The 24,548-nt window shown below is 72.3% G+C and carries 26 protein-coding genes; 12 read left to right on the top strand and 14 right to left on the bottom strand.

The features are described from left to right. Nucleotides 1-6: 6 nt before the first annotated feature. The 3 genes from GUY60_RS05990 to GUY60_RS05980 all read right to left on the bottom strand — a co-directional run bounded on the left by GUY60_RS05990 (nt 7) and on the right by GUY60_RS05980 (nt 3,151). Nucleotides 7-861 (bottom strand): SDR family NAD(P)-dependent oxidoreductase, encoded by an 855-nt coding sequence (locus GUY60_RS05990; protein ID WP_246234366.1) that lies wholly within the window; start codon nt 859-861, stop codon nt 7-9. Between the two features lie 68 nt (nt 862-929). Beyond that, a complete protein-coding gene (locus tag GUY60_RS05985) occupies nt 930-1,826 on the bottom strand; it encodes an RNA polymerase sigma-70 factor (RefSeq protein ID WP_161694534.1) in 897 nt (298 codons plus the stop codon). Nucleotides 1,827-1,936: 110 nt separating this feature from the next. Continuing rightward, nucleotides 1,937-3,151, bottom strand: coding sequence for an NAD(P)/FAD-dependent oxidoreductase (locus tag GUY60_RS05980; protein ID WP_161694532.1), 1,215 nt, complete (start codon nt 3,149-3,151; stop codon nt 1,937-1,939). A gap of 274 nt (nt 3,152-3,425) precedes the next feature. Between GUY60_RS05980 and GUY60_RS05975 the strand changes: the two genes are divergently transcribed. Together GUY60_RS05975 and GUY60_RS05970 are read left to right on the top strand one after the other, a co-directional pair. Beyond that, nucleotides 3,426-3,722: a ribosomal protein L7/L12 gene (locus tag GUY60_RS05975; protein ID WP_161694529.1), complete on the top strand. Its 297-nt coding sequence runs from the start codon at nt 3,426-3,428 to the stop codon at nt 3,720-3,722. A 55-nt stretch (nt 3,723-3,777) separates the two neighbouring features. Next, nucleotides 3,778-4,146 carry a VOC family protein gene (locus GUY60_RS05970; protein WP_161694528.1) on the top strand — a complete coding sequence of 123 codons (369 nt, stop codon included), beginning with the start codon at nt 3,778-3,780 and terminating at the stop codon, nt 4,144-4,146. A 194-nt stretch (nt 4,147-4,340) separates the two neighbouring features. Here the strand turns inward: GUY60_RS05970 and GUY60_RS05965 are convergent, their stop codons facing one another. Further along, nucleotides 4,341-4,631, bottom strand: a complete 291-nt coding sequence (locus tag GUY60_RS05965; RefSeq protein ID WP_246234364.1) for a hypothetical protein — start codon at nt 4,629-4,631, stop codon at nt 4,341-4,343. A gap of 154 nt (nt 4,632-4,785) precedes the next feature. Between GUY60_RS05965 and GUY60_RS05960 the strand changes: the two genes are divergently transcribed. Further along, nucleotides 4,786-5,232, top strand: coding sequence for a MarR family winged helix-turn-helix transcriptional regulator (locus GUY60_RS05960; RefSeq protein ID WP_161694526.1), 447 nt, complete (start codon nt 4,786-4,788; stop codon nt 5,230-5,232). Between the two features lie 92 nt (nt 5,233-5,324). Here the strand turns inward: GUY60_RS05960 and GUY60_RS05955 are convergent, their stop codons facing one another. Further along, on the bottom strand, nt 5,325-5,984 hold the full coding sequence (locus GUY60_RS05955) for a TetR/AcrR family transcriptional regulator (RefSeq protein ID WP_161694524.1): 660 nt from the start codon (nt 5,982-5,984) through the stop codon (nt 5,325-5,327). Between the two features lie 198 nt (nt 5,985-6,182). Here GUY60_RS05955 and GUY60_RS05950 point away from each other — a divergent pair, with 198 nt between their 5' ends. Next, nucleotides 6,183-7,301, top strand: coding sequence for a serine hydrolase domain-containing protein (locus GUY60_RS05950; RefSeq protein ID WP_312866197.1), 1,119 nt, complete (start codon nt 6,183-6,185; stop codon nt 7,299-7,301). A gap of 70 nt (nt 7,302-7,371) precedes the next feature. Here the strand turns inward: GUY60_RS05950 and GUY60_RS05945 are convergent, their stop codons facing one another. Continuing rightward, nucleotides 7,372-8,343, bottom strand: a complete 972-nt coding sequence (locus tag GUY60_RS05945) for an esterase/lipase family protein (protein ID WP_161694521.1) — start codon at nt 8,341-8,343, stop codon at nt 7,372-7,374. Between the two features lie 236 nt (nt 8,344-8,579). Between GUY60_RS05945 and GUY60_RS05940 the strand changes: the two genes are divergently transcribed. The 3 genes from GUY60_RS05940 (at nt 8,580) to GUY60_RS05930 (ending at nt 12,522) form a co-directional block, all read left to right on the top strand. Continuing rightward, complete coding sequence (locus tag GUY60_RS05940; RefSeq protein WP_161694519.1) at nt 8,580-9,341, top strand: class I SAM-dependent methyltransferase; 762 nt, start codon at nt 8,580-8,582, stop codon at nt 9,339-9,341. A 281-nt stretch (nt 9,342-9,622) separates the two neighbouring features. Next, a complete protein-coding gene (locus GUY60_RS05935; RefSeq protein ID WP_161694516.1) occupies nt 9,623-10,990 on the top strand; it encodes a M20/M25/M40 family metallo-hydrolase in 1,368 nt (455 codons plus the stop codon). Beyond that, complete coding sequence (locus tag GUY60_RS05930; protein ID WP_161694513.1) at nt 10,987-12,522, top strand: YfcC family protein; 1,536 nt, start codon at nt 10,987-10,989, stop codon at nt 12,520-12,522. Before GUY60_RS05935 ends, GUY60_RS05930 begins: the two co-directional genes overlap by 4 nt. Nucleotides 12,523-12,580: 58 nt before the next feature. On the opposite strand, the gene GUY60_RS05925 is transcribed toward GUY60_RS05930, so the two are convergent. Then, nucleotides 12,581-12,952 (bottom strand): cupin domain-containing protein, encoded by a 372-nt coding sequence (locus GUY60_RS05925; protein WP_161694511.1) that lies wholly within the window; start codon nt 12,950-12,952, stop codon nt 12,581-12,583. Nucleotides 12,953-13,088: 136 nt separating this feature from the next. Here GUY60_RS05925 and GUY60_RS05920 point away from each other — a divergent pair, with 136 nt between their 5' ends. Further along, nucleotides 13,089-13,628 carry a CchlQ gene (locus tag GUY60_RS05920; RefSeq protein ID WP_161694509.1) on the top strand — a complete coding sequence of 180 codons (540 nt, stop codon included), beginning with the start codon at nt 13,089-13,091 and terminating at the stop codon, nt 13,626-13,628. A 60-nt stretch (nt 13,629-13,688) separates the two neighbouring features. On the opposite strand, the gene GUY60_RS05915 is transcribed toward GUY60_RS05920, so the two are convergent. From GUY60_RS05915 to GUY60_RS05905, 3 genes are all read right to left on the bottom strand, one after another. Then, complete coding sequence (locus tag GUY60_RS05915; RefSeq protein WP_161694507.1) at nt 13,689-15,095, bottom strand: VWA domain-containing protein; 1,407 nt, start codon at nt 15,093-15,095, stop codon at nt 13,689-13,691. Beyond that, nucleotides 15,092-15,973: an AAA family ATPase gene (locus GUY60_RS05910; RefSeq protein ID WP_161694564.1), complete on the bottom strand. Its 882-nt coding sequence runs from the start codon at nt 15,971-15,973 to the stop codon at nt 15,092-15,094. Before GUY60_RS05910 ends, GUY60_RS05915 begins: the two co-directional genes overlap by 4 nt. 159 nt (nt 15,974-16,132) lie before the next feature. Next, nucleotides 16,133-17,278, bottom strand: a complete 1,146-nt coding sequence (locus GUY60_RS05905) for a serine hydrolase domain-containing protein (RefSeq protein ID WP_161694505.1) — start codon at nt 17,276-17,278, stop codon at nt 16,133-16,135. 102 nt (nt 17,279-17,380) lie between these two features. Between GUY60_RS05905 and GUY60_RS05900 the strand changes: the two genes are divergently transcribed. Further along, on the top strand, nt 17,381-17,845 hold the full coding sequence (locus tag GUY60_RS05900; RefSeq protein WP_161694503.1) for a hypothetical protein: 465 nt from the start codon (nt 17,381-17,383) through the stop codon (nt 17,843-17,845). Nucleotides 17,846-17,891: 46 nt separating this feature from the next. Here GUY60_RS05900 and GUY60_RS05895 read toward each other — a convergent pair whose 3' ends face one another. Together GUY60_RS05895 and GUY60_RS05890 are read right to left on the bottom strand one after the other, a co-directional pair. Further along, nucleotides 17,892-18,395 carry a GNAT family N-acetyltransferase gene (locus GUY60_RS05895; RefSeq protein WP_161694502.1) on the bottom strand — a complete coding sequence of 168 codons (504 nt, stop codon included), beginning with the start codon at nt 18,393-18,395 and terminating at the stop codon, nt 17,892-17,894. A 480-nt stretch (nt 18,396-18,875) separates the two neighbouring features. Next, on the bottom strand, nt 18,876-19,775 hold the full coding sequence (locus GUY60_RS05890; protein WP_161694501.1) for a LysR family transcriptional regulator: 900 nt from the start codon (nt 19,773-19,775) through the stop codon (nt 18,876-18,878). A gap of 95 nt (nt 19,776-19,870) precedes the next feature. Here GUY60_RS05890 and GUY60_RS05885 point away from each other — a divergent pair, with 95 nt between their 5' ends. After that, entirely contained in the window at nt 19,871-21,079 is a 1,209-nt protein-coding gene (locus GUY60_RS05885; RefSeq protein WP_161694500.1) for a nuclear transport factor 2 family protein, read from the top strand. A 35-nt stretch (nt 21,080-21,114) separates the two neighbouring features. Here GUY60_RS05885 and GUY60_RS05880 read toward each other — a convergent pair whose 3' ends face one another. Beyond that, nucleotides 21,115-22,059: a LysR family transcriptional regulator gene (locus GUY60_RS05880; RefSeq protein ID WP_161694499.1), complete on the bottom strand. Its 945-nt coding sequence runs from the start codon at nt 22,057-22,059 to the stop codon at nt 21,115-21,117. An 89-nt stretch (nt 22,060-22,148) separates the two neighbouring features. On the opposite strand from GUY60_RS05880, the gene GUY60_RS05875 reads away from it, so the two are divergent. Both GUY60_RS05875 and GUY60_RS05870 read left to right on the top strand, forming a co-directional pair. Then, complete coding sequence (locus GUY60_RS05875; RefSeq protein WP_161694497.1) at nt 22,149-23,072, top strand: zinc-binding dehydrogenase; 924 nt, start codon at nt 22,149-22,151, stop codon at nt 23,070-23,072. Then, nucleotides 23,069-24,061, top strand: coding sequence for an alpha/beta hydrolase family protein (locus GUY60_RS05870; RefSeq protein WP_161694495.1), 993 nt, complete (start codon nt 23,069-23,071; stop codon nt 24,059-24,061). The genes GUY60_RS05875 and GUY60_RS05870 overlap by 4 nt, the downstream gene beginning before the upstream one ends. Before the next feature lie 94 nt (nt 24,062-24,155). On the opposite strand, the gene GUY60_RS05865 is transcribed toward GUY60_RS05870, so the two are convergent. Continuing rightward, nucleotides 24,156-24,461: a zinc-ribbon domain-containing protein gene (locus GUY60_RS05865; RefSeq protein ID WP_161694493.1), complete on the bottom strand. Its 306-nt coding sequence runs from the start codon at nt 24,459-24,461 to the stop codon at nt 24,156-24,158. Nucleotides 24,462-24,548 lie beyond the last annotated feature (87 nt).

Genomic DNA, 24,548 nt, shown 5'->3' with positions numbered 1-24,548 from the left:
GGGGACCTACGGGGCGTTCGGGGAGTACGTGTTGGCAAGGGCGGCGACCCGGTCGTCACCGGTTCCGTGAGCCACGGCATCCTCCTGGAGGTCGATGCCGCCGGCCAGCCAGCCGCCGTCGACGGTGAACACACTGCCGGTGATGAACGACGCGCTGTCACCGGCCAGGAACGCGACCAGGTCGGCGACCTCCTCGCTGCGCCCCGGCCGGCGCAGCGGAAAGCGGCTGTCGATGTCGAGTTCCTCGCCCATCCTCCGCATGAGGTCGTTGCTGGCGATGTATCCCGGGCAGATGGTGTTGACCCGGATACCGGCCGGCCCCAGCTCCAGGGCGGCCGACTTCACCAGACCGATCACCCCGTGCTTCGACGCCGAGTACGCCGACGACATCCGGACTCCGGTGAGCCCGGCCGCCGACGAGGTGACCACGACCGAGCCACCGCCCGCGTCGCGCATCGCCCGGCCCGCCGCCTGCAGCCCGAGCAGCACACCCCGCAGGTTCACCGCCATCGTGCGGTCCCACTCCTCCAGCGGGTAGTCCAGGACACCGGCCCAGTGCCCCGTGCCGGCGTTGAGATGTGCGATGTGTACGGCGCCGTAACGGGCGACCGTCTCGCGGACCATCGCCTCGTTGTCCTCCGGCGACGCCACGTCGACCCGCAGCCCGAACGCCTCGCCACCGGCAGCCGTGATCTTCTCGGCCGTCCGCTCCACGCGCCCGGCGTCACGTCCGGCGCAGCACACCCGCGCTCCCCGGGCCGCCAGCGTGGCGGCGGTCGCCGCACCGATCCCGGACCCCGCTCCGGTCACGACCGCCACCTTTCCGGCCAGCGAAACCGTTGCTTGCTCCGTCGTAATCATCAATTGCTTCCTTTACTGGTCCGAGGTCGAGCCCGTCGGTGTTCAGTCGGTGCGGTGTTCGGTGCGGTTCAGAGGAGAGTGAGCGGGGTCGCGGAGGTGACGTGGGACAGCTTTTCGGGGTTGCGGACGTAGTAGAGGCCGGTGATGCGGGCGTTCTCGACACTGAGCGCCATGACGCCGTCGAGCTCGCCGTCCATGCGGACGAGGAGTGCTGGGTTGCCGTTGATCGCGGTCGGTTCGGTGGTGATCGTGGCTTCGACCTTGCCGATGCCGCCGCCGAACATCCGGGCCACCCGGTCGGCGCCCGCCACCGGCCGCAGCGCGGCGTGCTTGATGCCGCCGCCGTCGCTCATCAGGACGACCTCGGGGGCGAGCACATCGAGGAGGGCCTGCGGGTCCCCGGTTTCGACGGCGTGCTGGAACGACAGCAGGACCGCCTGGCTCTCGTTCGAGGAGACCACCTGGCGGGGGCGGCGGGCGTCGACGTGTTTGCGGGCGCGGTGGGCGATCTGGCGGACGGCAGCGGGGCTCTTGTCGACGGCGGCCGCGATCTCGTCGTAACCGATGTCGAAGACCTCGCGCAGCACGAACACAGCACGCTCGGTCGGCGACAGCGTCTCCAGGACGAGCATCAGCGCCATCGACATGCTCTCGGCAAGGTCGACGTCCGCGGCCACGTCCGGCGCGGTGAGCAACGGCTCGGGCAGCCAGGGGCCGACGTACGCCTCCCGGCGGCGCTTCATCGTGCGCAGCCGGTTGAGCGCCTGGCGGGTGGTGATCCGGACCAGGAAGGCGCGCTGGTCGCGCACCTGCCGCCGGTCGGCCTTGACCCACTGCAGCCAGGTCTCCTGGAGGACGTCCTCGGCGTCGGCCGCCGATCCGAGTACCTCGTAGGCGACGGTGAAAAGCAGGCTGCGGTGGGCGAGGAACACCTCGGTCGCCCGGTCGGTGGCGTCGTCGTTCAACTCTCGTCCCCACTCCTCGTCCCGCGCGGTCGGCCGTGGTGGCCGACCGCGTTCGTACGTGTTCACAGCACGGCCAGCACGGCCAGCACGGCCCGCGCGGCACGCACCGGTCAGACCGCCGGGTCTGCGGCCGCCGGTGTCTCCGTACGGTCAGCGCGGTGGGCGCGCAGTAGCTGCTCGCGCTTGGCGACACCGCCCGGCATACGGTGCAGGCTGAACGAACCGGGCTTGTGCGCCTCGTCCGCCAGGTGCTTGGGGGTGGCCTTGCAGGCCACCTCCTTGAGCCGGGCGCCCAGGCCGTCGTCGATGTGCAGCCACACCGCCACGTCGGACCTGTTGGCGAACTGGTAGATGCCCGCGCTCCGGCCCAGGCTGACGCACTGGGCGGAGAGGCCCTGGCGGAGGTGCTCCGGCTGCTCACCCGCGAGCCGGCTGAGGACGGTGTCGGCGGCCCGCGCGCCCAGCGGCGACGCGTTCAGGCAGCTCATCCGCAGCGGCAGGCCGGAGGGTGCCGCCGAGTCCCCGGCCGCGACGATGCGTGCGTCGTCCACGCTCGTCAGCGTCTCGTCGGTGAGCAGGCGGCCCAAGGTGTCGGTGCTCAGCCCGCTGCGTGCGGCCAGGTCGGGAACGCCGAAGCCGACGGTCCAGACGGTCACCTCGCTCGGCAGCTCACGGCCGTCGGCGAGCCGTACGGTGTCGCGGGTCACCGCCGTCACCTTCGTGTCCGAGCCGTCGACGACCGTCACACCGAGCGCGGCCAACCGCTTCGCCACCGAGCGCCGGCCCCGCGTGTGCAGGTACGGGCCGAGAACTACGCCGCAGACCAGGGTCACTTGGCGGCCCTGTTCCGCCAGTTCGGCGGCGGTCTCGATGCCGGTGGGACCGGCGCCGACCACCGTCACCGGGGCCGTTGCGGGCGTGGCTTCGAGGACGGCGCGCAGCCGCTGTGCCTCCTCCAGGGTGGCGATCGGGTACGCGAACTCGGCGCCGGGCACGCTCGGTTCCGCGCTGCCGCTGCCCACGGCGTAGATCAGGTAGTCGTAGCCGAGCGTGGCGTCGGCCGTAAGGGTCACGCTGCGCGCGGCCGCGTCGATCCGCGTCACGGTGTCGACCACCAGCCGGACCCGCTCGGCCAGGACGTCCTCGTACGCGACGACCGCGTCGTCGGACCCGCCCACCAACTGGTGCAGGCGGATCCGGTGGACAAGGTCCGGGCGCGGGTTGATCAGCGTCACGGTCACGTCGTCGCGCTGCGTCAGCCGGTTCGCGGCCATCACGCCCGCGTATCCGCCACCGATCACGACCACCTGCGTGTTCTCAGTCATGGTGCCTCCTCCGTCTGCGGTGTACGGCCATAAGTCACCGCAGCGTCGACCGCTGTGACAGGGTGTGAAGCAGATCACTTCGCTGAGGTGGTCGGCGAGGCGTGCTCGTGGCCTCTCCGTGGGAGGCGGTATCGCGGTCGACTCGGCCTCGAACACCCTGCTCTCGTACGGGCGTTGGCACACGGCACCCTGGCTGAAGGCGTAACGACCGCTCCCGTACGGGAAGTTCACCTGCCCGGAGCCCGTGCGGTGGCGGCCATTAGGATCACGGATCATGGACATCACCGCAGTCTTCCTGCTCGCCTTCGCCCTGCTCCTCGCCGGAAGCCTGATCGAGCGCAAGATCGACCGTACGGCGAGCCGCACGGCCCGGGTGGAGCGGAAGCTCGACCTGATCATCGAGCACCTCGGCATCGACGCCACATCGGTCGTACCCAACATGGACGGCGTACTCGCGCTGGTGCGGGAGGGCAAGAAGGTCCAGGCGATCAAGATGTACCGGGAGGCCACCGGCGTGGGCCTCAAGGAGGCCAAGGACGAGATCGACCGCCTCGCCGCCGATGGCCGCTGACCGCCTGATCGCCTGACCGCTCAGGAACGGGCCGCCGGGCTGGCACGATGCCCCCATGCTGACCATCGGATCGATCGTCCTCGGCGTCTCGGACGTCCCCCGCGCGACCGCCTTCTGGACCCGCGCCCTGTCGTACGTACCCCGTGACGAACCCGGCGACGACTGGGTGGTCCTGGTCCCGTCCTCGGGTCACGGGCCGGGCCTCTCGCTCGGCCGCAGCGACGTCCCGCCGCAGCCACGCCCCCGCGTCCACCTCGACCTGTACGCGACGGACGCCGCCGCCCAGGCCGCCGAGGTGAAGCGACTGCTCGCCCTCGGGGCCCGCCGCGTCGACTGGGACAGCTATCCGGAGGACCCCGACTTCGTGGTCCTCGCCGACCCGGACGACAACCTCTTCTGCGTCATCGACACCAGCCACCCCTGACGGAGCCTCAGGGCTGCCGACGCACGGCTCAAAATCGCATGCGGCCCGCTTCACCGCCACCGACGCCACGGCACGTATCACCGCGCCGTCGCCAGATCGCCCTGCTCAGCGTGGAGTTGGCCCGTACGTCACATCGAGCAGCCCACCGTCGGCCCGGCTGAACGGGGCTCAAAGTTCGGTCCAGTTGGACGGGCTCAGGCAAGGAGGCCAGTGCGGGCGCGGGCCCAGGTCTCCGTCGGGTCGAAGGCGTCCGAGCGCCAGGTGGTGGAGGTCAGGGCGCCCCTTCCCCGGTACGCGCGCATGATCTCGATGTGTGGCGGCCAGGCGATGAACCGGTGCAGGGCGGCCTCGTCGCGCCAGACGGCCACGGCGCCGCAGTGGCGGGCGGCGGGCCGGGCCCAGAGCCACATGCCGTACGCCCCTTCAAGCTCCGGCCAGCCGTTCGCGAGCCGCCGGGCCGCACGGTGGATACCGGGTAGGTCCATGAACCTGTCGAACCTGAAGTCAGTGACGCTGACCAGGACGGGACCGTCCCGGCCGTGGTCCGGCCCAGGTGTCCAGGGCGACCTCAACAGTTTCATACGCATGCGCTTACGATCTGCGCGAGCATACGAATTGTCAAACGGTACCTTCGCCGACATGAACACAGCTCACCGGAACGCGCCCCGACCCGACCTCGCCGCGATGGTCGTCCCCCTGGGCCGTGCCCTGATGGCCGCTGAAAAGCCGGTTCTCGACGCACACGACCTGACCATGTGGGCGTATGCGGTGCTGTGCCACCTCGACGAGACACCGCTGCGTACCCAGGCCGCACTGGCCGAGGCCATCCACGCCGACAAGACCCGGATCATCGCCGTACTCGACGACCTGGAGTCGCGCGGAATGCTGACCCGCCGGCCCGACCCCAAGGATCGCCGGGTGCGCCTGCTCTCCCTCACTCCGGAGGGCCGCCGCCTCCGGGACACCGTCCGGGCCGCCGTCCAGAACGGCGAGGAACGCCTGCTCGGACAGGTGCCGGCTGCCGACCGGGAAGCGTTTCTCCGGAGCCTGCGCACGCTGTACGAGATGAGCCAGGGCCGCCGCTGACCGGCACCTCGCTTCCGCCGCCCATGGAAACCGGCCGGGCTCCTGGCCGGTTCAGAGGGCGGCCGGATCCGCAAGGATCGGAGAGGCGCCCCCTAGTCCGAGGGGATCGAGGCCTCGATGTGGGCGAGTTGGGCCGCGAGGATCTCCTCGAACGCGGCGCGGCGGTCCGCCCCCAGCGGGCGGACGTCGCGGGCGAAGTGGGCCAGGGCCGGGAAGCGTTCGGGGTCGGCGCCCAGTACCGCCACGCGGAACAGCTCCATACCCTGGTCGTGCTCCTCCGGGGTGACCGTACTGACCCCGGCCTCGGAGGCGATCAACGAGGCGATGAGGACCGCGAGTCGGTGATAGCGCGCCGGGATCTCCTCATCGGGCAGGCCTGACGCGCGCAGTGCCTGCAGCACCTCTTCCATGACGAGGCGGGAACCGGCGCCGCTCGACGCGTACCGCCCCCAGACCGCGGCGAGTTGGGGCTGCCGGCCGAAAGCGTCACGCACCCGCAGGGCCAGGGCCGTGATCCGCTGCTTCCAGTCGCCCTCGGGCCTGTGACCCTCCATCGCGGCCAGGAGGATGCGGTCGGCCACCGCGCGCAACAGTTCGGTCTTGCTGCGGAAGTGCCGGTACAGGCTGGATGAGTCGGTCCCGAGAGCCGCGGCCAGCTTGCGCACGCTGAACGAATCCGCGTCGCTCGTGCGCAGCAGCTCCGCCGCCGCATCCAGGATCTCTTCGGTCGACCAACGCCTTCGGCCTGCCATCTCGCTCCTCTCGCCGGTCACCTCGCCGGTCCTCTCGCAGACCCTCAGCCTAACTTATGCACTTGGTGTTGCACGCACCGCGTGCATAATGAGGACATCGGCATGCCGGGGGAGTTGGCGTGCCGCTCGTGCCCTGCTGTCCGGGGGTCGGGCGAGCGATGCGGCGCTCACCCCGGGGAAGACGAAAGGACGCATGACGTGAAGAACCCACTGGATTCCGCGGCCCTCGAAGCGGCCGTCGAGAACGTTCACCGTGCTGGAATGCCGGGCCTGTTCGCGGAGGTGCGGGACGGCGACGAGGTCTGGCGGGGCGCCGCCGGGGTCGCCGATGTCGCCACCGGCCGTCCCGTCACCGCCGACATGCGGCACCGCGTCGGCAGCATCACCAAGACCTTCACCGCCGCTGCGGTGCTGCAGCAGGTCGAGCGCGGCCGGATCGGGCTCGACGCACCGATCGGCCGGTACCTTCCGCGCCTTGTTCCAGGTGAGCGCGGGGACGCGATCACGGTCCGGATGCTCCTGAACCACACCAGCGGCCTCGCCGAGTATCTCCCGTACGCCTACCCCTCGTTGAAGGCGTACCCCGACCTCGCGCAGACCCGGCCCGACAGCCTGGACGACCACCGGTTCACGCGGTTCGACCCCGTCGAGCTGATCGGGATGGGCGTCACCGCCCCCGCGGCCGGCGCCCCGGGCGGCACTCCGGGGCTGTACTCCAACACCAACTACCTGCTCCTCGTCGAGCTCCTGGAGCACGTCACCGGAACCACGGCCGAGCGGTACATCACCCGGAACGTCATCGAGCGCGCCGGGCTCCGCGACACCGAACTCCCCGACGGGCCGCACGTCGACGGGCCGCACTCGCGGCTCTACGAGGCGTGGTTCGGGATGATCGAACCGCCGCGCGACTACAGCGTCTTCGACATGTCATGGGTGGGCCCTTCGGCCTCGCTGATATCGACCGTCTCGGACCTCAACCGCTTCTACGCCCTGCTGCTGGCCGGGGAGATCGTCGACCCGTCGTCGCTGGCGCAGATGCGGCGTACCGTCCCGGTCATCTCCCAGGAGGGGCGGACGATCGAGTACGGCCTCGGCCTGCACCCGATGGAGGGCCCCGGTCAGGGCACCTTCTGGGGCCACGGCGGCACGGTCTGGGGTGGTGGAGCACTGGCCATGACCCGTGCCGACGGCGGGCGGCAGTTGGCGGTCGCGGTGAACCTGCAGAGGTGGAACACGCTCGACTCCTCCGGCAGGCCCCAGCCTCATCCCCTCGACGAAGCGCTGGCCGCGCTGTACCGCGTCGCGATGTACGGCTGACCCGGAGCGTCCCGGCCGCCGAGCCGCGCCTGACGGGTCGTCAACCCGCCAGGCGCCGGCCTCGGTCGGCTCAACTCACCGCCGACGCACAGGTGGTGGGCTTCGCGTGGGCCGGGTCGAGGGCGTTGGCCACCTCGTGGAAGGCGATCCGGTCGGCGAGGCCGATCGCCACGTGCTCGGACAGGTCGGCCGCGCACTTGTCCTGGATCAGCACGTTCCGCACGTCGGGGCCCTCCAGGAACTGCGAGGCGTACGGCGTCACCACCTGGTCGTAGCGGGTGGCGATGACCGTGTACCGCACTCCGGGCACGGTGTCGCCGCCCTCGTTCAGCTTGGTCAGGAACGGCGAGCCGGCGATCTGGTCGGCGAGGCCCGGCGTGTTCTCGTCCACCAGGTCCGCGGCGCCGGGGAAGTGCTCGAGCAGCTTGGTGAGGCCGTTCAGGTCGGTGCCGTGGTTGTCGGGCGCGAGGCCGACGAGTGCGTTCACCTTCTCGGCGCCCCCGAGGAACTTCAGGTAGTGCCGCGGCATCATCCCGCCCTGCGAGTGCCCGACCAGGTCGACCTCCCCGGTGCCGGTCGCGGCGAGCACCTTGTCCACGAACGTGTCCAACTGCCCGGCGGACTCGTCGACCGGGCCGAGCCCGTGGAAGATCGGCACACCGGGCAACTGCCCGTAGTCCAGGGAGAAGACGCAGTACCCGCGGGCGACCAGATACGGGGCGAGCCCCAGCCAGTTGTCGACGGAGTTGCCGAAGGTGCCGTGCACCAGGACCACGGGGCGGGGGTGCTCGGCCGAGGGACGGCAGCCGTAGTCGTTCCAGCCGCTGCTCGACTCGGCGGCGGAGGCGGCAGCACCCGTACCCGAACCGGCGGGCTGCGCCTGCGCGGACGAGGCGGGTGCCAGAGCGGCCGCGGCGAGCAGCAGTGCGGCGGCGAACGGGCGCAGGGCACGGGCGGTGGACGGACGCGGACGACGCGGACGGGACGTGGTGTGACCGGATGTGGTGTGACCGGATGTGGTGCGACGGGACCAGGGCAGCATCGAGCGAACTCCTTGCGGCTCGTGGGGAATTGACGTGCTCGGCGAGACACCCCCAGAGGGGCGAGTCGGTGCGCTGTCTGCGGCCCGGACCACACGTGCGCGCGTACGGGAGGAACGTCGTGCTCCTGAACGTCGTGCTCCTGACAAGTTACGGTCGGGTACGCGCCGCGGGGAAGATACGGGTCGGCAAAATTGACACAGAGTCAGTAACGAGGTGTGCCGATTAGGGTGACGGAATGTTCACCTCACAGGGTCCGACCCTCCGCGAACTGGCCGAGCAGGCCCTGACCTCCGTGGAGCGGGGCTACGACCTGCTCGCCCCGAAGTTCGACCACACCCCGTTCCGCACCCCGGACCGCTTCCTCGACGCCACCGCCGCCGTACTCAGCCGACTCGGCCCTTTCGACGCGGGCCTCGACGTGTGCTGCGGAACCGGCGCGGGCCTGCGCGCCCTGCGCACCGTGTGCCGCGCACAGGTCACCGGGGTCGACTTCAGCGCGGGCATGCTGGCCACGGCGGCAGACCAGGATCGGACCCGGCGCGCGGCCGAGCCTTCCGAGCGGAACGGCGACCCTGGCCCCGAGGTGCACTGGGTCCGCGGCGACGCCCTCGCCCTGCCCTTCGCGGGCGCCTTCGACCTGGCCGTCAGCTTCGGCGCGTTCGGGCACTTCCTGCCCGCCGAGCGGCCCGCCCTCTTCGCCTCGGTGCACCGCGCGCTGCGCCCCGGCGGCGTGTTCGCCTTCCCGATGGGCGCGCCCTCGCCCGTCACCTCGCCCCTGCACTGGGCCCTGCTCGGCTTCGACACGGTGATGCGGGTACGGAACCGGCTGCGGCGGCCGCCGTTCGTCATGTACTACCGCACGTTCCCGCTCGGGGAGGTCCGCGCCGACCTGGAGGCGGCGGGCTTCGCGGTCGAGCTGTACCCGCTGGAGGAGTTCGGCCGCCGCCCCGACGGCAGCCCGCGCTGCCGCCTGGTCGTGGGGCGCAGGCGGGACTGAGGTCACCCGTACGGCCGCTGGTGAATCAGCCCGTCCGGCCTTTGAGGAGGCCCGTCCGGCAGGACTTTCAGGAACGGGCGGGGCGGGGGCCGAAATTCAGCCCGTCCTGGGGGCACCTCCCAGCGGTAGCTGGGGGAGTTTGAGGACGAGCCCGCAGGGCGATCGGCGGCGCCCCACTCGACGGTGCGGAACGACCACGGAACCCGCCCCCGGATGCGACCCGCACCCGTCTCCGCGATGCTCACCCCGTACCGCCGTGAGACGAGAGGTGTGCCGGACCGATGCAGGACGACGCCCAGGACCTCCCCGCCACCGTCGACGCGCTGATGGACGGGCTGCGCTCCGACCTGGAGCAGTTGGCCGCCATCCCGTCCATCGCCTTCCCCGGCTTTCCCGCCGGGCCCGTGCACGAGGCCCACGACCTCCTGGTCCGGCTGCTGCGCGAGGCCGGCGTCGAACGGATCGAGCGCATCGACCTGCCCGACACCTCGCCCGTGGTGTACGCCGAGATCCCGCCGCCCGACCCGGCCGCGCCCACCGTGCTGCTCTACAGCCACTACGACGTCCAGCCGCCCGGCGACGAGACGCTGTGGAAGTCGCCGCCCTTCGAGCCGACACCCATCGAGGGCGGCCTGCGCGCCCGGGGCATCGCCGACGACAAGTCCAACGTCATCGCCCACCTCGGCATGCTGCGGGCCTTCGGCGGGCGACCCCCGGTCGGCATCAAGATCGTCTTCGAGGGTCAGGAGGAGTACGGCAGCGCCTTCGACTCCTACCCGCCCACCGACCCCGACCGGTTCGCCTGCGACGCCATGGTCATCGCCGACCTCGGCAACCTGCGCCCCGGCACCCCCACCCTCACCACCGGCCTGCGCGGCGCCGCCGAAGTGCTCGTCGAGGTCCGCACCCTCGACGAGCCGCGCCACAGCGGCGAGTTCGGCGGCGCGGCACCCGACGCGCTGCTCGTCCTGACCAAGGCCCTCGGCACCCTGCACGACGTGCACGGCGACGTCGCCGTGGAAGGCCTGCGGCGCGAGGCGTGGACCGGCACCGGCTACACCGACGACGAGTTCCGCACCCTCGCCGGAGTCCGCGGCGACCTGCCGCTGCTCGGCTCCGGCGGCCTGGGGGAGCGGCTGTGGAGCGGGCCCGCCATCACCGTCATCGGCCTGGACGCCCCCAGCGTCGAACACGCCGCCTCCGCCGTGGTGCCGTACGCACGGGCCAAGCTGAACCTGCGCTTCCACCCGCTGCAGGACCCGCACGAGGCCCAGGACCGGCTTGTCCACCACCTGCTCTCGCTGCGGCCCTTCGGCGTGCCCCTCACCGTCACCCCCGGCGACACCGGGCCCGGCTACGAGGCCGCCACCGAGGGGCCCGCGTACCGGGCCGCGCGCACCGCGCTCAAGGAGGCCTGGGGCGAGGACGCCGCGTACGTCGCCACCGGCGGCTCCATCCCGCTCGTCAACGGGCTCGCCCAGGCCGCGCCCCGCGCCGAGGTGCTGCTGTTCGGCGCGCAGGACAGCATGTGCAACCTGCACGCCCCCAACGAACGCGTCCTCTTCTCCGAGCTGCGCAACACCGTGCACGCCATGTGCGCCTTCCTGCGCGAATACGCAGCCGACTTCCGCGCGGACGCCCCGCGATGAGCGAAGCCGACGCGAGCACCATCACGGAGGAACCCCAACCACCCGAGGGCAGACGGAAGTTCACCTTCCCCAGCGCCCTCACGGTGCTCGCGATCGTCACCCTCGCCGTCTGGCTGCTCGCCTTCCTCATCCCGCCCGGACAGTACGAACGCGACGCCGACGGCGCGCCCGTGCAGGGCACCTACCAGCGCGTCGAATCGACCCAGAGCTTCGTCGACCGGCTCAACGACCTGTTCCTCTCGCCGGTCAACGGCCTGTACGGCGTGCAGGACGAGAAGACCGGCACCGTCGGCCCCGACGCCACCGGTTCCCTGTACGGCAGCGCGGGCGTCTTCCTCTTCGTCCTCGCCATCGGCGCGTTCATCACCGTCGTCTTCGCGACCGGCGCCCTCGACCGCGGCATCGCCCGCCTCGCCCACCGGCTGCGGGACCGCGGCGCCCTCCTGATCGCGGGCGTGATGGTCACCTTCTCCGTACTCGGTACCGTGGAGGGCTTCGCCGAGGAGACCCTCGGCTTCTACGGGCTGCTCGTACCGATGATGCTCGCCCTCGGCTACGACCGGATGGTCGCCGTCGGCGCGGCCATCCTCGGCGCCGGGGTCGGCGTGCTCTGCTCCACCGTCAACCCCTTCGCCACCGGGGTCGCCTCGGCCGCCGCCGACATCTCCCTCGGCGACGGCATCGTCCTGCGCTTCATCATGTGGATCGTCCTGACCGCCGTCACCGTCGGCTACGTCGTGCACTACGCGACGCGCGTACAGAAGGACCCCGCGCGTTCCGTCAGCGGATTCCTGCCCGGCGACCGCGAACAGTCCGCCGCGAAGACCGAGGAGCCACCCGAACTCACCCGGCTGCACAAGGCCGTACTCGCCCTGCTCGGCCTGGTCTTCGCGTTCATGATCTTCTCCGTGGTGCCCTGGTCGAGTGCCCTCACCGGCAAGGCCGACGCGACCCCGTACTCCATCGAACTCGGCTGGTCCTTCCCGGAGTTGGCGGCACTCTTCCTGTGCGCGGCCGTCCTGGTGGGGATCGTCGCCCGGCTCGGCGAGCAGAAGCTCAGCTCCACGATCGTTCAGGGCGCCGGTGACTTCGTCTCCCCGGCCCTCGTCATCATGCTGGCCCGCGGCGTCACCGTGATCATGAACAACTCCCGGATCACCGACACCGTCCTGCACTCCATCGAAGGCATCGTGAAGGGCACCTCGTCCGGTGTCTTCGCCATCATCGTGTTCCTGGTGAACCTGCCGCTCGCCTTCCTCATCCCCTCCACCTCGGGACACGCCACCCTCGCCATGCCGATCCTCGCGCCGCTCGCCGACTTCGCGGGCGTCTCGCGCGCGGTCGTCGTCACCGCCTGGCAGTCCGCGAGCGGCTGGATGAACCTGTGGGTGCCGACCACCGCCGTCACCATCGGCGGCGTGGCCCTCGCCAAGGTCGGCTACGACAAGTACCTGCGCTTCGTCTGGCCACTGCTCGCCATCCTGTCCGTACTGATCTGCGTCTTCGTCGCCCTCGGCGCGATCATGACGTGAGCCCCGCACCGGCCGGACTCGGCGGTACAGGGCTCAGGGTTCGTACGGGGAAGGGGTGCTAGAGCCCGGCCGTCACCGTGGTCAGGATCACCACCGAGTCCTCCTCCGCCACCAGGTCGTGACGCTCGCCCGGCACCAGGCCCAACTCGCCCACAGACAGCGTGAGTTCCTTGCCGGACACGGCGGTCACGCGGACCCGGCCGTGCAGCACCTGGAGCGTCGCCGCGATCGGCGCCTCGTGCTCGCCGAGCGCGGACCCGGCGGTCAGGGCGAGCACGCTCTGCCGCAGCGGCCCGTCCCGCAGCACCAGATGGGCACTGCGGCCGTGCGCGGCGCCCCGCGCCTTCGTCAGGTGTTCCTCGGCCAGCGCCGCCAGCTCGTAGGGGCCGGGCGCCGACTCGTCATCGGATACGGAGGTGTCGTGTGCCATGCCTGCCACGCTCGCCGACCCGACGGCCCCGCGCACCCCCAGGGACTCCGTACGGAGCACGCGTCGACCGGCGCACCGGCGGGCCCGGCGCGCCGTGTAGATTCACCGCACTGGAGTGCGGCTTCAAGGGGGAAGCGTGGACTGGGGGACGCTCGTCGCGACGGTCAGCGGAGCCGTCATCGCGATCTCGGGCACGGTCATGGCCGACGCCCTGCGCAACCGGCACGACAAGGACCGCACGGTGGAGGCCCGCCGCCGCACCGTCTACAACGAGTTCATCGCCGCCGCCGGCACCTGCCACGCCCGCCTTCGCACCCTCGCCCAGAGCCCGCCGGACGAGCCGGACCCGCGCGCCCTGGACACCGCCACCCGGGCCGCGCTCGACGAGGCGGAGATATACGACGCCCGCGAGCGCCTGTTCATCGAGGCGTCCACCACCGTCGCCGGAGCGGGCCAGGCCATGTTCGAGCGGCTGCGGGCCCTGCGGCAGACGGTCGCCACCGGCGCCGCCCACGACTCCCGCGCCTTCCACGACGCCTACCACCCGTACATCGGCGCCGTCTGGCACTACCGCGCGGCCGTACGCGAAGAACTCGACGGGCGCGCCCTGGTGCCCGCCGACTTCGGCTGGTCCGACTGGGACGGCACGGACCGCTGCACCCTCTGCGCGCCCTGAGCCCGCCTGACCGACCGCCCGACCGTGCCGGACCTGCGCCGGACCGTCGGGCCCCGGACCTCACACCGGCAGCAACCGCCCGACGATCGCGCCGAGTTGGCGTACCGTGCGGCACTCGTACATGTCGACGACGTCCGCGTACACCGACGCCGCCGAGTCGCCCGTGTCCCACAGCGCGCGCCGCTCGGGGTTGAGCCAGTACACGCGGCGGGCCCGGTCCCGGACGGTGCGCAGGGCCGCCGCGCCCGGCGGGGTGCGGTTGGTGCGGGCGTCGCCCAGGACGAACACGCAGGTGCGCGGGGTGAACGTGTGCGCGTACCGGTCCGCGAACTCGCCGAGCGCCGTGCCGTAGTCACTGCTGTCGTGCCACCGCGTGACCGTCGCCTCGGTCAGGATCCGCCCGCCGAGCCCCGCCGGGTCGGCGCGGCCGCGGCTCAGCAGATCGGTCACCTCGTCCACACAGTTGACGAACGCGAAGACCCGCACCTTGCTGAACTGGTCGTGCAGCGCCTGGATGAGCAACATCGTGAACTGTGCGAACCCCGCCACCGAGCCCGACACATCGCACAGCAGCACCAGTTCGGGACGGACCGGCCTGCGCCGCCGCAGCACCGGACGCATCGGCACCCCGCCCGTCGACAGCGAACGCCGCACCGTACGCCGCAGATCGATGCTGCCGCGCGCGGCCCGCCGCCGACGCGCCGCGAGCCGCGTCGCCAGCTTCCGCGCCAACGGGCCCACGGTGCGGTGCAGTTCGGCGAGACGGCTGCTGTGCGCGACGAGGAAGTCCACCCGGTCCGCGCTGGGCAGCACGGCCCGCCGGGCGATCTCGTCCGTGCCGCGCCGCTCCGCGACCCGCCGCCGCGCCTCGGTCGCCACCAGGCCACGGAACCGCTCGATCCGGCGGCGGATCTCGTCGGCGGTGAGCCGGTCCGTGAACGCCTCGCTCCCCGTCTCCCCGGCCTCCGCGCGCAGCGCCGCGAGCACCCGCGCCAGCAAGGTCTGCGGCCGCAGCCGGTCCAGGGTCTGGTACGCGGACCAGCCGTCGGAGCCGGACGCGGAGCCGTACCCGCCCAGCGCGTCCACGGCTTCGGCCGCGATCTGTTCGAGCCCCGCCCCGTCACCGGCCGCGAGCGCGGCGGCGAGCCGGTCCCGCAACTCCTCACGGCCCGGCGAGACTTGACCCTCCGTCACGGAGTCCGGGGCGCCCACGGTGCGCGGGAAGTACAGGTCGAAGACCTGGTCGAACACCGCCCGCTGGCCCTCCTGGTGCAGCAGCGTCGCGGCGAGCCCGGCGCGAAGCCGCTCCCGGTCGGCCAGGCCGAGCACCTCGACCGCGAGCCCCGCGTCGACGCTCTCCCCGGTGCCGACCCGGACGCCCTGCGCACGCAGCGCCCGCACGAACCCGGTCAGCCGCTCGGCGAGCCCGCTCCCGGACGCGGAGTTCTCGGAGGCTGCCGGGCTCACACGGCGTCCAGGTCCAGTTGGGCCGTCGCCTTCAGCACGTCCTCCTGGTGCTTGAGGACGACGCCCAGGCTCTGCCGTACGACCGTCTCGTCCAGGGTGTCCGCGCCGAGCGCGAGGAGGGTGCGGGCCCAGTCGACGGTCTCCGCGACCGAGGGCACCTTGCGCAGGTCCATCGCCCGCAGCGCGCCCACCACCCGCACCACCGAGGCGGCAAGGGTCGCGTCGAGACCGGGCACCTTGAGGCGGACGATGCGCTGCTCCAACTCCGCGTCGGGGAAGCCTATGTGGAGGAAGAGGCAGCGGCGGCGCAGCGCCTCGGACAGCTCGCGCGCGGCGTTCGACGTGAGCACCACGAAGGGCCGCCGCGACGCCTTCACGGTGCCCAGCTCCGGCACCGTGACCTGGAAGTCGCTGAGCACTTCGAGCAGCAGCCCCTCGACCTCGACATCGGCCTTGTCGGTCTCGTCGATCAGGAGCACCTTGGGGTCGGCGCCCCGGATCGCGGTGAGCAGCGGGCGCGGGAGCAGGAACTCCTCGCTGAAGATGTCCGTGCGGGTCTCGTCCCAGCTCTCCTCGCGGCCCGCCGTGATCCGCAGCAACTGCTTGGCGTGGTTCCACTCGTACAGCGCCCGCGCCTCGTCCACGCCCTCGTAGCACTGCAGGCGTACGAGCCGGGCCCCGGCGACCTCGGCGACCGCCTTGGCGAGCTCGGTCTTGCCGACGCCCGCCGGGCCCTCGACGAGCAGCGGCTTGCCGAGCCGGTCGGCGAGGAACACGGTCGTCGCGACGGCCGGCGAGGCCAGATAACCGGCCTCGGCCAGGCGGTCCGCAACCTCGTCGACCGAGGCGAAGTACCCGGTCGGCGCGGTGACGTCCATGTCCTCGGCGAGATCCTCGATGGTGCCCAACCCGACCTCCTGGAACGGCGGATGACGCTGTCGGGCGGCACTCTAACCGGTCAGTAGCTTCCGGTCACCGGGCAGATCACCGTCCGGCTCACCGAGCAGCTCACCCGGCAGCCGACCCGCGAGCGCCGCTCAGGCGCCGAGGCAGGAACGCACCGCCGTGATCAGCCGGTTGGCCCGGTCGTCACCGTGCCCGACCATGCGGTTGGCGACGTACGCGAAGCCCACACCGTGCGTGTCGTCCCCGAAGGCGAACTGGCCGCCCGCCCCGTCGCTGCCGAAGCTGCGCGGGCCAAGGAGCGGGCGGAACGACGCCGAGTCGAGGAGCACCCCGGAGCCCCACCGCACCCCCATGTCGAGGCCGATCCACGACGGCCCCGACGACAGCTCCCGTACGAGACCGGAGACCGTGTCCGTGGAAAGGAGCCGCTCGCCGCCGTCGATGCCGGTGACGGCCGCCGCGTACACCCCCGCGAGCCCGCTCGCCGAGGCGACCGCGCCCGCGCCGGGCAGCTCCATGGCGAGCAGCGCCGGGTCGTTCCAGCCGCGCGGCCCGTCGAGGCCGGGGAAGACCAGTGAGCCGTTCATCGTCACGATCCGGGTCAACAGGTGCTCGGGGCCTGGCATCCCGGGCCGCCCCTCCGCCTCGACGAGCCGGGCCCGCGCCTCCCACTCCGCCTCCGGAAGCCCGATCCAGGCACGCAGGCCCAGCGGCTCCGCGACCGCCCGGCGGAAGTACGCGCCCGGCGTGAGCCCGGTGATCCGCCGGATCACCTCGCCGAGCAGAAACCCGAAGACATGCCCGTGGTACTCGTACGCCGTGCCCGGCTCCCAGAGCGGCTTCTGCTCCTCGAGGGCGGTGACCACCGGCGTCCACGCGGCGATCTCCTCGAACGACGGCGACGCGTCGAGCGCCGCGAGACCGGCCCGGTGGCCGAGGACCGACCGGCAGGTGATGTCCTCCTTGCCGTGCCGCCCGAACTCCGGCCAGTACGTGCTCACCGGCGCGTCCAGGTCGAGGCTGCCCTGCTGCGCGAGCAGGTGCACGCAGAGCGCCACCAGGCCCTTGGCGCAGGAGAACACCGGCACCGCCGTGTCCTGCCGCCAGCGCCTCCCGGTGGCCTCGTCGGCGACCCCGCCCCACAGCTCCACGACCTTGTGGCCGTCGACGAACACCGTGGTGGCGGCGCCCAGTTCGGGAAAGTCGGAGAAGTTCCTCGCGAACGCGTCGGCCACCGCGCCATAGCCCTCGTCCACCCAGCCGTCGTACCGCTCCACTGCCGTTCCCCGCCCCTCGCGTACGTCTCCACCGACCGGCGCACGCTACGCGGGACGGCCGGCGCGGGGCGAACGATTTACCGGCCGGGGGAGGATGGGCGCATGTTCGTCTTCCGCTGCCGCCACTGCCACGGCGAAGTCACCGGCCCGGTACGCGAGGTCCCGCTGCCCGACCCGAACGACGCCCTCGCCCCGTACCAGATGGGGCGCGACGAGCCCTGCCCGCCCCGGATGCCACCCGGCACCTTCGCCTACGAACCGCCCAGGGCCGAGGCCTCCGCGCTTCGGCCCGTCAACGAGTGGGACGCGGCGGTGCTGTACGCGAAGCTCGGCCTGACCGGTGTCGTCCTCGCCCGGGAGGACCTGCGGGACGTGGAGGTCACCGACAAGAAGGGCCGTACGAACGGGTGTTGCGGCCTCGACGGCTGCGACGGGCCCAACCTGGTGTGCCGTCGGTGCCGTACCGAGATCGGCACGGAGGAGTCGGACTGCTGGATGGCGCAGCAGGTGACGCTCATCCCGACCGCCGTGGAACTCGTCCTGCCGCAGCGGCCGGAAGACACCTGAACGGGCATGCCCGCATGGGTAGTTGGGTGGGGAGTCCGGCGTCGGGTCACGCGGCGCCGACGGGCTCCGGCGCCAGGGCGCGGGTGAAGCGCAACGCCGGAAGCCCGTCGAGCGTGGTCTCCCCGGCCCGTACGAACCCGGTCCGTTCGAGCACCGCGCGCGAGCCCGCGTTGACCACGGTGGTCTCCGCGAGCACCGTGCGCAGCCCGTACGACCGGGCGGCGAGGCCGAGCGCCTGCCGTACCGCGGTCGTGGCGAGACCGCGGCCCGCCGCGCGCTCGGCGATCCGGTAGCCGAGTGTGGCGGCGCCGTCCACCGCGTCGATGAGGTTGACCCGCCCGACGATCGCCCCGTCGCCCTCGACCAGGACGTGGAAGAAGCACACCCCGGCGTCCTGTTCGGCGAGCAGCGCCGTGAGCCGCGCGGCGAACTCGGCGAAGTAGTCGTCGCCCCGGTCCGGCACCCAGCGGGCGAAGTAGGCCCGGTTCTCCTGCTCGAACGTGAGCAGAGCGGGGATGTGTTCGGGGCGCAGGAGCTGGAGTTCGGGCATGGCTCACCGTAACGCCACCCGTGAGGGTGCCACCGGGAGCCGCTCGATCGTCTGATCTTCGCCGGATCCGTTCGAATCGAGCCTGCGAATTCCCTTGTCCCGTATGGGTAGTTGACCTGGGGTGATTACGCAGCGCGAGGGGCGGCCTCGGCGGAGGCGGTGATTCCGTCACCCGGGTGGGGCAATCCGGTGGCGTTCGCGCTTATGTCGATTCTGTGAAACTTCCCTCAGATCCGATGAACGGGTGCCGGTGGTCGCGGCGTGGACGGGGTGGTGCACGTCGACGGCCGCACGGAGCACCCGAACCGGATGCGCGTGCCGGACGCGGCTGGCTCGGCACGCGCGGCGGGGGCTCCGGCGCACCACGGAGCCCCCGCACTCAGAGAGCTCATCGAGCCCCCGCACTCAGAGAGCTCACGGAGCCCCCGCACTCAGAGAGCTCATCGAGCCCCCGCGCTCAGGGAGTTGGGGCCCTCGCACTCAGGGAGCAGGGGTGGCCGTCGCGCCGAACCGCACCGCGAGCCGGTCGTGCAGGGATGTGGCGGCGGGGTGCGGGTCGCGGCGTGGCGTGAGCGTGTAGACGCCGCGGGTCGGGGGATCGACCAGGGCCACCGTGGTGACGTCGGCCCGCAGCGCGCACGTCAGCACCCCGGGGATGAGCGCGATGGCGTGACCGGTGGCGACCAGAGCCAGCTTGCCGAGCAGATCGGCGGCGGTCAGGTCGATACGGGCGCTGACTCCGGCACGGGCCGCGTGCTGCCGTAGCAGCGCCGCCGAACCGTCGTTGTCCTCGACCCAGATCTGATCGGACAGCGCCCGCATGTGCACCGGGCCGGGCCCGGCCTGCGGATGGCCGACGGGCAGCACGACGACCATGGCGTCAAGACCGAGCAACCGGCGTTCCACGCGCGGGTCTTGGGGCAGCCCCGGAGGTGCGTCCGTGACGACGGCGATGTCGAGATCCCCGGCGATCACCCGGCTGTGCAACTGTGCGCTCAGGCCGGGCAGCAGGCTCCAGCGGACGGACCTGGACTCGAGCAGGTCCCGGATCGCCTCGGGGACGATGCCCGCGGCGAGCGAGGGCGTCGCACCGACGGCCAGCGGCCGGTCGAACGCCCCGTCACGCGCGTCCCGTGCGGCGCGAACGGCGCGGTCGGCCTCGTTGAGTACGGACAGGGCGTGGCGCTGGAACACCTCGCCGGCCGGTGTGGGGCGGATACCGCGCGCGTGGCGCTCCACCAGAGCCACACCGAGCTGCTGCTCAAGGCCCGCGATCTGCCGGGAGACGGCCGACTGCGTGTGATGCAGCTCCACGGCCGCCGCCGAAAGCGAGCCGAGCCGGCACACGGTCACGAAGGTCCGCCACACGGTCAGTTCCATGGCGCAAGTATGCCGAGGAGGTATGTGAGTTCCGCAGGGCCGCCCTGCGGAACATGCGCTTGTGGCAGGTGTGGTGGTGCCCGACGCTGGCACGCATGACCACACCACACACCGTTGCCGTGCTCGGCCTCGGACGCATGGGCAGCGCCGTCGCCGCCCGACTCGCCGCCCAGGGCTGGGACGTTGTCGGCTGGACCCGCTCCGGGCGCGCCTCTGGGACCTCGGGCACCTCGGGCGCCTCGGGCACCTTCAGGACGACCGGCGACCCGCACGACGCCGTGGCGAAGGCCGATCTCGTGCTCCTGGCGCTGTACGACGGGCCGGCCTGCGAGCAGGTCCTCGACGACATCCGCGACTCGCTGCGTACGGACACGCTGGTCCTGAACATCGGCACCGTCGACCCCGCCGAAGCATCGCTCCTCGCCCGGCGCTACGGACGGTCGTACATCCACGCGCCCGTGCTCGGCTCCGTACCGGCCGCCGCTTCCGGCGGGCTGCGGATCCTCGCCGCCGCAGAGCCGGAGGCGCTCGACCGGGCCGGACCGGTGCTGGAAGCGCTGGGCACCGTGCTGCGCTACGACGACGCCGCCACCGCCGCCGCACTCAAGCTGGTCGCCAACCACAGCCTCGCCGGAGCCGTCCTCGCGCTGCGGGACGCACTGCGGCAGGCCGACGCCCTCGCCCTGCCCCGCGCCCAGGCCCTCGACGTGCTCGAACTCGGGCAGCTCGGCGGGCTCGTGGCCCGCAAACGCCCTTTCCTCACGGGCCAGTTGGGTGCGGGTGCGGCTACGGGCACAGGTGCGGGTACGGCCGAGTTCACGGTCGGCGCGCTGCTCAAGGACCTGGCCCTGCTCGCCGGTGCGTCCCACGCCCCGCTGGGCAGTGCGGCCGGCCTGGCCGACCCGGCTGCCGACACGGAAGCCGACATCGCCGTCGCGGCCACGGCGCCCGCCGTGGACGACGCCGTGCTCGAACCGCTTCGCGCCTACATCCGGGGACACGCCACCGGCGACCCCACCCACTTCCGCGACGCGTTCCTGCCCACCGCGCACATCGAGGGCATCCGGGAGGGCGTACTCGTCTCGTGGCAACTGGACGACTACTGCGCCCTGTTCAAGGGGCGGCCGGCCGCGGACGAACCGGCTCGCTCCCGTCGCCTCGACACCGTCGACGTGCACGGCACCGTCGCGACCGCGACCATGACGCTCACGCACGGCCCGGACACGTTCACCGACGTCTTCCTGCTGATCCGCGCCGACGGCACCTGGCGTATCTCCAACAAGGCCTATCACCGGCACTCTTGAGGCAGAGGCCGGGCAGCGAGGCTCGCGCCGTTCGCTCAAGCGTCGCCGGGCGGGCGCCGGTCCGTGGACGGTTCGGGCAGCCAGTCGCGTGCCGGGTCGTACTCCAGCCAACGGCCGGGCCCCGCCTCCGCGGCGCAGGCGGCGGTGAGGCCGTCCAGGCCCGGGTGCGTGTCGCCGGTGCGCCACAGCAACGACCAGGCGTACAGCGGTGTGGGGTCGACGAGCGGGACGGAGCGAAGGCCGGGGACCGGTGGCAGCGGCACGTCGGCCGGAAGCAGCGAAAAACGGTGCGGATCCTGGGCAACCTCGGCGAGGAAGTGGGCAAGGCCCAGGTTGACGCCCGCCGTGCCGGCGCGGATGCCGAACCGCTCGGCGAACTGGCGGAGAAAGTCGAGCCGGCCGAGCTCACCCGGTGTCCACAGCACACTGGCGCGCAACTGGTCAGGACGCAGCGCCGGTTCGGCCGCCAGCGGATGCGCCGCGCTCAGTACGGCGTCCACGGGTTCGAGGCGGACCAGACGGTGCGTCAGCTTCGCGGGCAGCGGAGGGTGCACCCGGCCGAAGGCCGCGTCGATGTCACCGTGCAGCAGCGCCGCCGTCACCGACGGCAGATCCCGGCCGTGCCCCAACGTCAACTCACCGGCCCGCCCAGCGACTTGGGCCAGGGTCCGCATCGGCGCGTACAGGTGCCCCCACACATCGACGCGCAGCGGACGGTGCTCGCCCACCGCCGCGGCGACCGCGGCGTCGGCGGCGGCCAGGGTCTGCCGGGCCGGGGAGAGGAAGCGCTGCCCGGCCTCGGTGAGGTGCACGCCGTTGCCGCCGCGCCGGAACAGCTCGGTGCCCAGGAGGCATTCGAGCCGGGCGACCCGCTTGGACAGCGCCTGCTGGGAGATACCGAGCGTCCCGGCCGCCCGCCCGAAGTGCAGTTCCTCGGCGGCCCGCACAAAGGCACGCACCTGCGCCAGGTCAAGATCCACGGCTCTCACCTTAGGTGACAACCAACAGGTGTCGGATCCGCGTGAGCGTTGTTGGAACACCGGGCGGTCGTCGAGGTTGCATCCTCTCCATGCGAAGACGACTGATCCCCACAGGAGATGCGGCACGCCCGGTGGCGTTCGCCGAAGCCCCCAAGGCGGTGCCCGGACCCACGGAGGCGCTGGTCAAGGTCGAGGCGTTCGCCCCGAACCGGGGCGAGACCTTCCTCCTCGAACACCCCCGGCCGGGGTACCTGCCCGGCAAGGACATCGCGGGACTCGTCGTACAGGCCGCGGCCGACGGCTCCGGCCCGGACATCGGCAGCCGCGTCGTCGGGCATCCGGCGCAGGGCGGCTGGGCCGAGTACGTGGCAGTACCCACACACGCGCTCGCCGTGCTACCGGACACGGTCGACAGCGCACGCGCGGCGGCCCTGCCGCTGGCCGGGATCACCGCCCTGCGACTCCTGCGTACGGCCGGGTCCCTGGCCGGGCGACGGGTCCTGCTGACCGGCGCATCGGGCGGAGTCGGCCACTACGTCACCGAGTTGGCCGTCGGCGCCGGAGCCGAACTCACCGCGGTGACGGCCACGCCGGTACGCGGCGAGCGGCTCGCGGAGCTCGGCGCCCAGGTGGTGCACGAAGTCGCCGCCGCCCAGGGGCCGTTCGACGTCGTACTGGAGTCCACCGGCGGCCCCGACCTCCCGGCCGCCCTCGCGAAGGTGCGCCCCGGCGGCCTGCTCGTCTGGTTCGGCCAGGCCAGCCGCACCCCGGTGACGCTCGACTTCTTCGACCTCCTCGGCGGGCCCGAGGGCGTCACGATCCAGCACTTCCACTACGCGGGCGCCCCGTACGGCCCCGATCTCGCGGCCCTGGTCAGCCTCGTGGAACACGACCGGCTGCACCCCGAGATCGGCCGCACCGCCCCCTGGGCCCAGACCGCTGACACCCTGGTCGACCTGCGCGAGCGCCGGATACGCGGCAAGGCCGTCCTGCTGACCGGAGGAACCCGATGAACGTCACCGACTTCGCCGCCGCCCAGTGGACCCGCGCCACCGGCGCCGGTGTCGACCCGCACGAGTACCGGCGCGTCACCGACGCCCTCGACTCCGTCGCCGACTGGGGACCGTCCTTCGTACGCACCGGACGCGGCCACATCCAGCGTGCGCGGGACGCGCGATCCGCCCGCTCCCAGGGTGAGCACCTGCTGATGGCGGCCCGCTGGTTCCACCTCGCCACCCTCGCGCCGTACGCGGCGGCGGACCGCGCCGCCGCCGAGGCCGACCAGGCCCTGGGCAGGGCGCTCGCCGCACTTGAGCCCGGTGCGCGGCGGGTGCGCGGCGAGGGATTCACCGGCTGGCTGCGCGGCCCCTCCGACGCACCCGGCACCGTGATCGTCGTCCCCGGCCTCGACTCGGCCAAGGAGGAGTTCCTCGACGTGACGTCCGCGCTCCTGGCCAGAGGGCTCGCCGTGTTCGCGATGGATGGCCCCGGACAGGGCGTACTCGCGGCCACCACGACCTTCGTGCCGGAGTACGAACGGGTCGTGGGCCGGGTCGTCGACGCCCTCGCCGTCCCCCGCGTCGGGCTCGTCGGCCTCAGCCTCGGCGGCTGGTTCGCGGCCCGCGCCGCGGCCCTGGAGCCACGGGTGGCCGCGGTCGCCACGGTCAGCGGCCCCTTCCGCCTCGACTGGGATCAACTGCCGCCCCCGGTACGGGAGATCATGGCCCGGCGCGCCGGAGGAGCCGACGCCGCCCGGCAGTTCGCCCGGCACGTCGACCTCACCGACCTGGCGCCCCGGATCGCGGCACCGCTCCTGGTCGTGGACGGCGGCCAGGACGTCATCCCCGGCGTGACCGACGGCGAGCCCCTGGCCCGCCTCGCGCCGCACGGCACCTACCTGTCCGTCCCGCACGGCGACCACCTCCTCGGCAACGCGCGCCCCGACTGGCTGCCGCACCTCGGCGACCACATGACGCACGCCCTGACGGGCACGTCAGCGTGAAGTGCTCAGCCGGTCCGATCTGCGCCCCGCGCTCTCCGGCCGAGGATCTCGTTCACCGGGGGAGGGGCGGCCGCGTACGGGCCGCCCGACTCGCCTACTGGTAAGGGTTGTTGCCGTGCGGCGGGCCCGACTGCGGCTGGCCGTACGCGCCCTGGCCCTGCGGGGCCGAACCCTGGGCGAGCAGCCCGTCCGCCTGGTCCTTGGGGACCTTGTGCTCGGTACCGCAGAAGGTGCACTGCGTGAGGTACGAGGTGGAGATCGGGAACAGCGGCACGAAGAACAGCGAGAACTTCGTGACCTTCTTCCGCAGCGAATGCGCCGCGGGGTTCCCGCAACCGCCGCACACCAGCGTGACGATGGCCAATTGGTACAGATAGCCCTTCGTACCAAAGATGATCACGGGCGTCCCCCTCCGGTCCGGATCGACCGCCGACCTCGACGCGACGGCTGTGCGGTCATCGTACGTGGGGCCGGGAGGGCGGCGGCG

It is taken from the genome of Streptomyces boluensis (assembly GCF_009908195.1).
Classification (GTDB): Bacteria; Actinomycetota; Actinomycetes; order Streptomycetales; family Streptomycetaceae; genus Streptomyces; species Streptomyces boluensis.
This window is presented reverse-complemented; position numbering and strand designations above follow the sequence as displayed.

Excerpts from the sequence above, each read along its gene's own strand:
- GUY60_RS05990 (WP_246234366.1), bottom strand. The coding sequence starts at position 861 with ATGATTACGACGGAGCAAGCAACGGTTTCGCTGGCCGGAAAGGTGGCG.
- GUY60_RS05980 (WP_161694532.1), bottom strand. The coding sequence starts at position 3,151 with ATGACTGAGAACACGCAGGTGGTCGTGATCGGTGGCGGATACGCGGGC.
- GUY60_RS05975 (WP_161694529.1), top strand. The coding sequence starts at position 3,426 with ATGGACATCACCGCAGTCTTCCTGCTCGCCTTCGCCCTGCTCCTCGCC.
- GUY60_RS05970 (WP_161694528.1), top strand. The coding sequence starts at position 3,778 with ATGCTGACCATCGGATCGATCGTCCTCGGCGTCTCGGACGTCCCCCGC.
- GUY60_RS05965 (WP_246234364.1), bottom strand. The coding sequence starts at position 4,631 with ATGGACCTACCCGGTATCCACCGTGCGGCCCGGCGGCTCGCGAACGGC.
- GUY60_RS05960 (WP_161694526.1), top strand. The coding sequence starts at position 4,786 with ATGAACACAGCTCACCGGAACGCGCCCCGACCCGACCTCGCCGCGATG.
- GUY60_RS05955 (WP_161694524.1), bottom strand. The coding sequence starts at position 5,984 with ATGGCAGGCCGAAGGCGTTGGTCGACCGAAGAGATCCTGGATGCGGCG.
- GUY60_RS05945 (WP_161694521.1), bottom strand. The coding sequence starts at position 8,343 with ATGCTGCCCTGGTCCCGTCGCACCACATCCGGTCACACCACATCCGGT.
- GUY60_RS05940 (WP_161694519.1), top strand. The coding sequence starts at position 8,580 with ATGTTCACCTCACAGGGTCCGACCCTCCGCGAACTGGCCGAGCAGGCC.
- GUY60_RS05935 (WP_161694516.1), top strand. The coding sequence starts at position 9,623 with ATGCAGGACGACGCCCAGGACCTCCCCGCCACCGTCGACGCGCTGATG.
- GUY60_RS05930 (WP_161694513.1), top strand. The coding sequence starts at position 10,987 with ATGAGCGAAGCCGACGCGAGCACCATCACGGAGGAACCCCAACCACCC.
- GUY60_RS05925 (WP_161694511.1), bottom strand. The coding sequence starts at position 12,952 with ATGGCACACGACACCTCCGTATCCGATGACGAGTCGGCGCCCGGCCCC.
- GUY60_RS05910 (WP_161694564.1), bottom strand. The coding sequence starts at position 15,973 with ATGGACGTCACCGCGCCGACCGGGTACTTCGCCTCGGTCGACGAGGTT.
- GUY60_RS05900 (WP_161694503.1), top strand. The coding sequence starts at position 17,381 with ATGTTCGTCTTCCGCTGCCGCCACTGCCACGGCGAAGTCACCGGCCCG.
- GUY60_RS05895 (WP_161694502.1), bottom strand. The coding sequence starts at position 18,395 with ATGCCCGAACTCCAGCTCCTGCGCCCCGAACACATCCCCGCTCTGCTC.
- GUY60_RS05890 (WP_161694501.1), bottom strand. The coding sequence starts at position 19,775 with ATGGAACTGACCGTGTGGCGGACCTTCGTGACCGTGTGCCGGCTCGGC.
- GUY60_RS05885 (WP_161694500.1), top strand. The coding sequence starts at position 19,871 with ATGACCACACCACACACCGTTGCCGTGCTCGGCCTCGGACGCATGGGC.
- GUY60_RS05875 (WP_161694497.1), top strand. The coding sequence starts at position 22,149 with ATGCGAAGACGACTGATCCCCACAGGAGATGCGGCACGCCCGGTGGCG.
- GUY60_RS05870 (WP_161694495.1), top strand. The coding sequence starts at position 23,069 with ATGAACGTCACCGACTTCGCCGCCGCCCAGTGGACCCGCGCCACCGGC.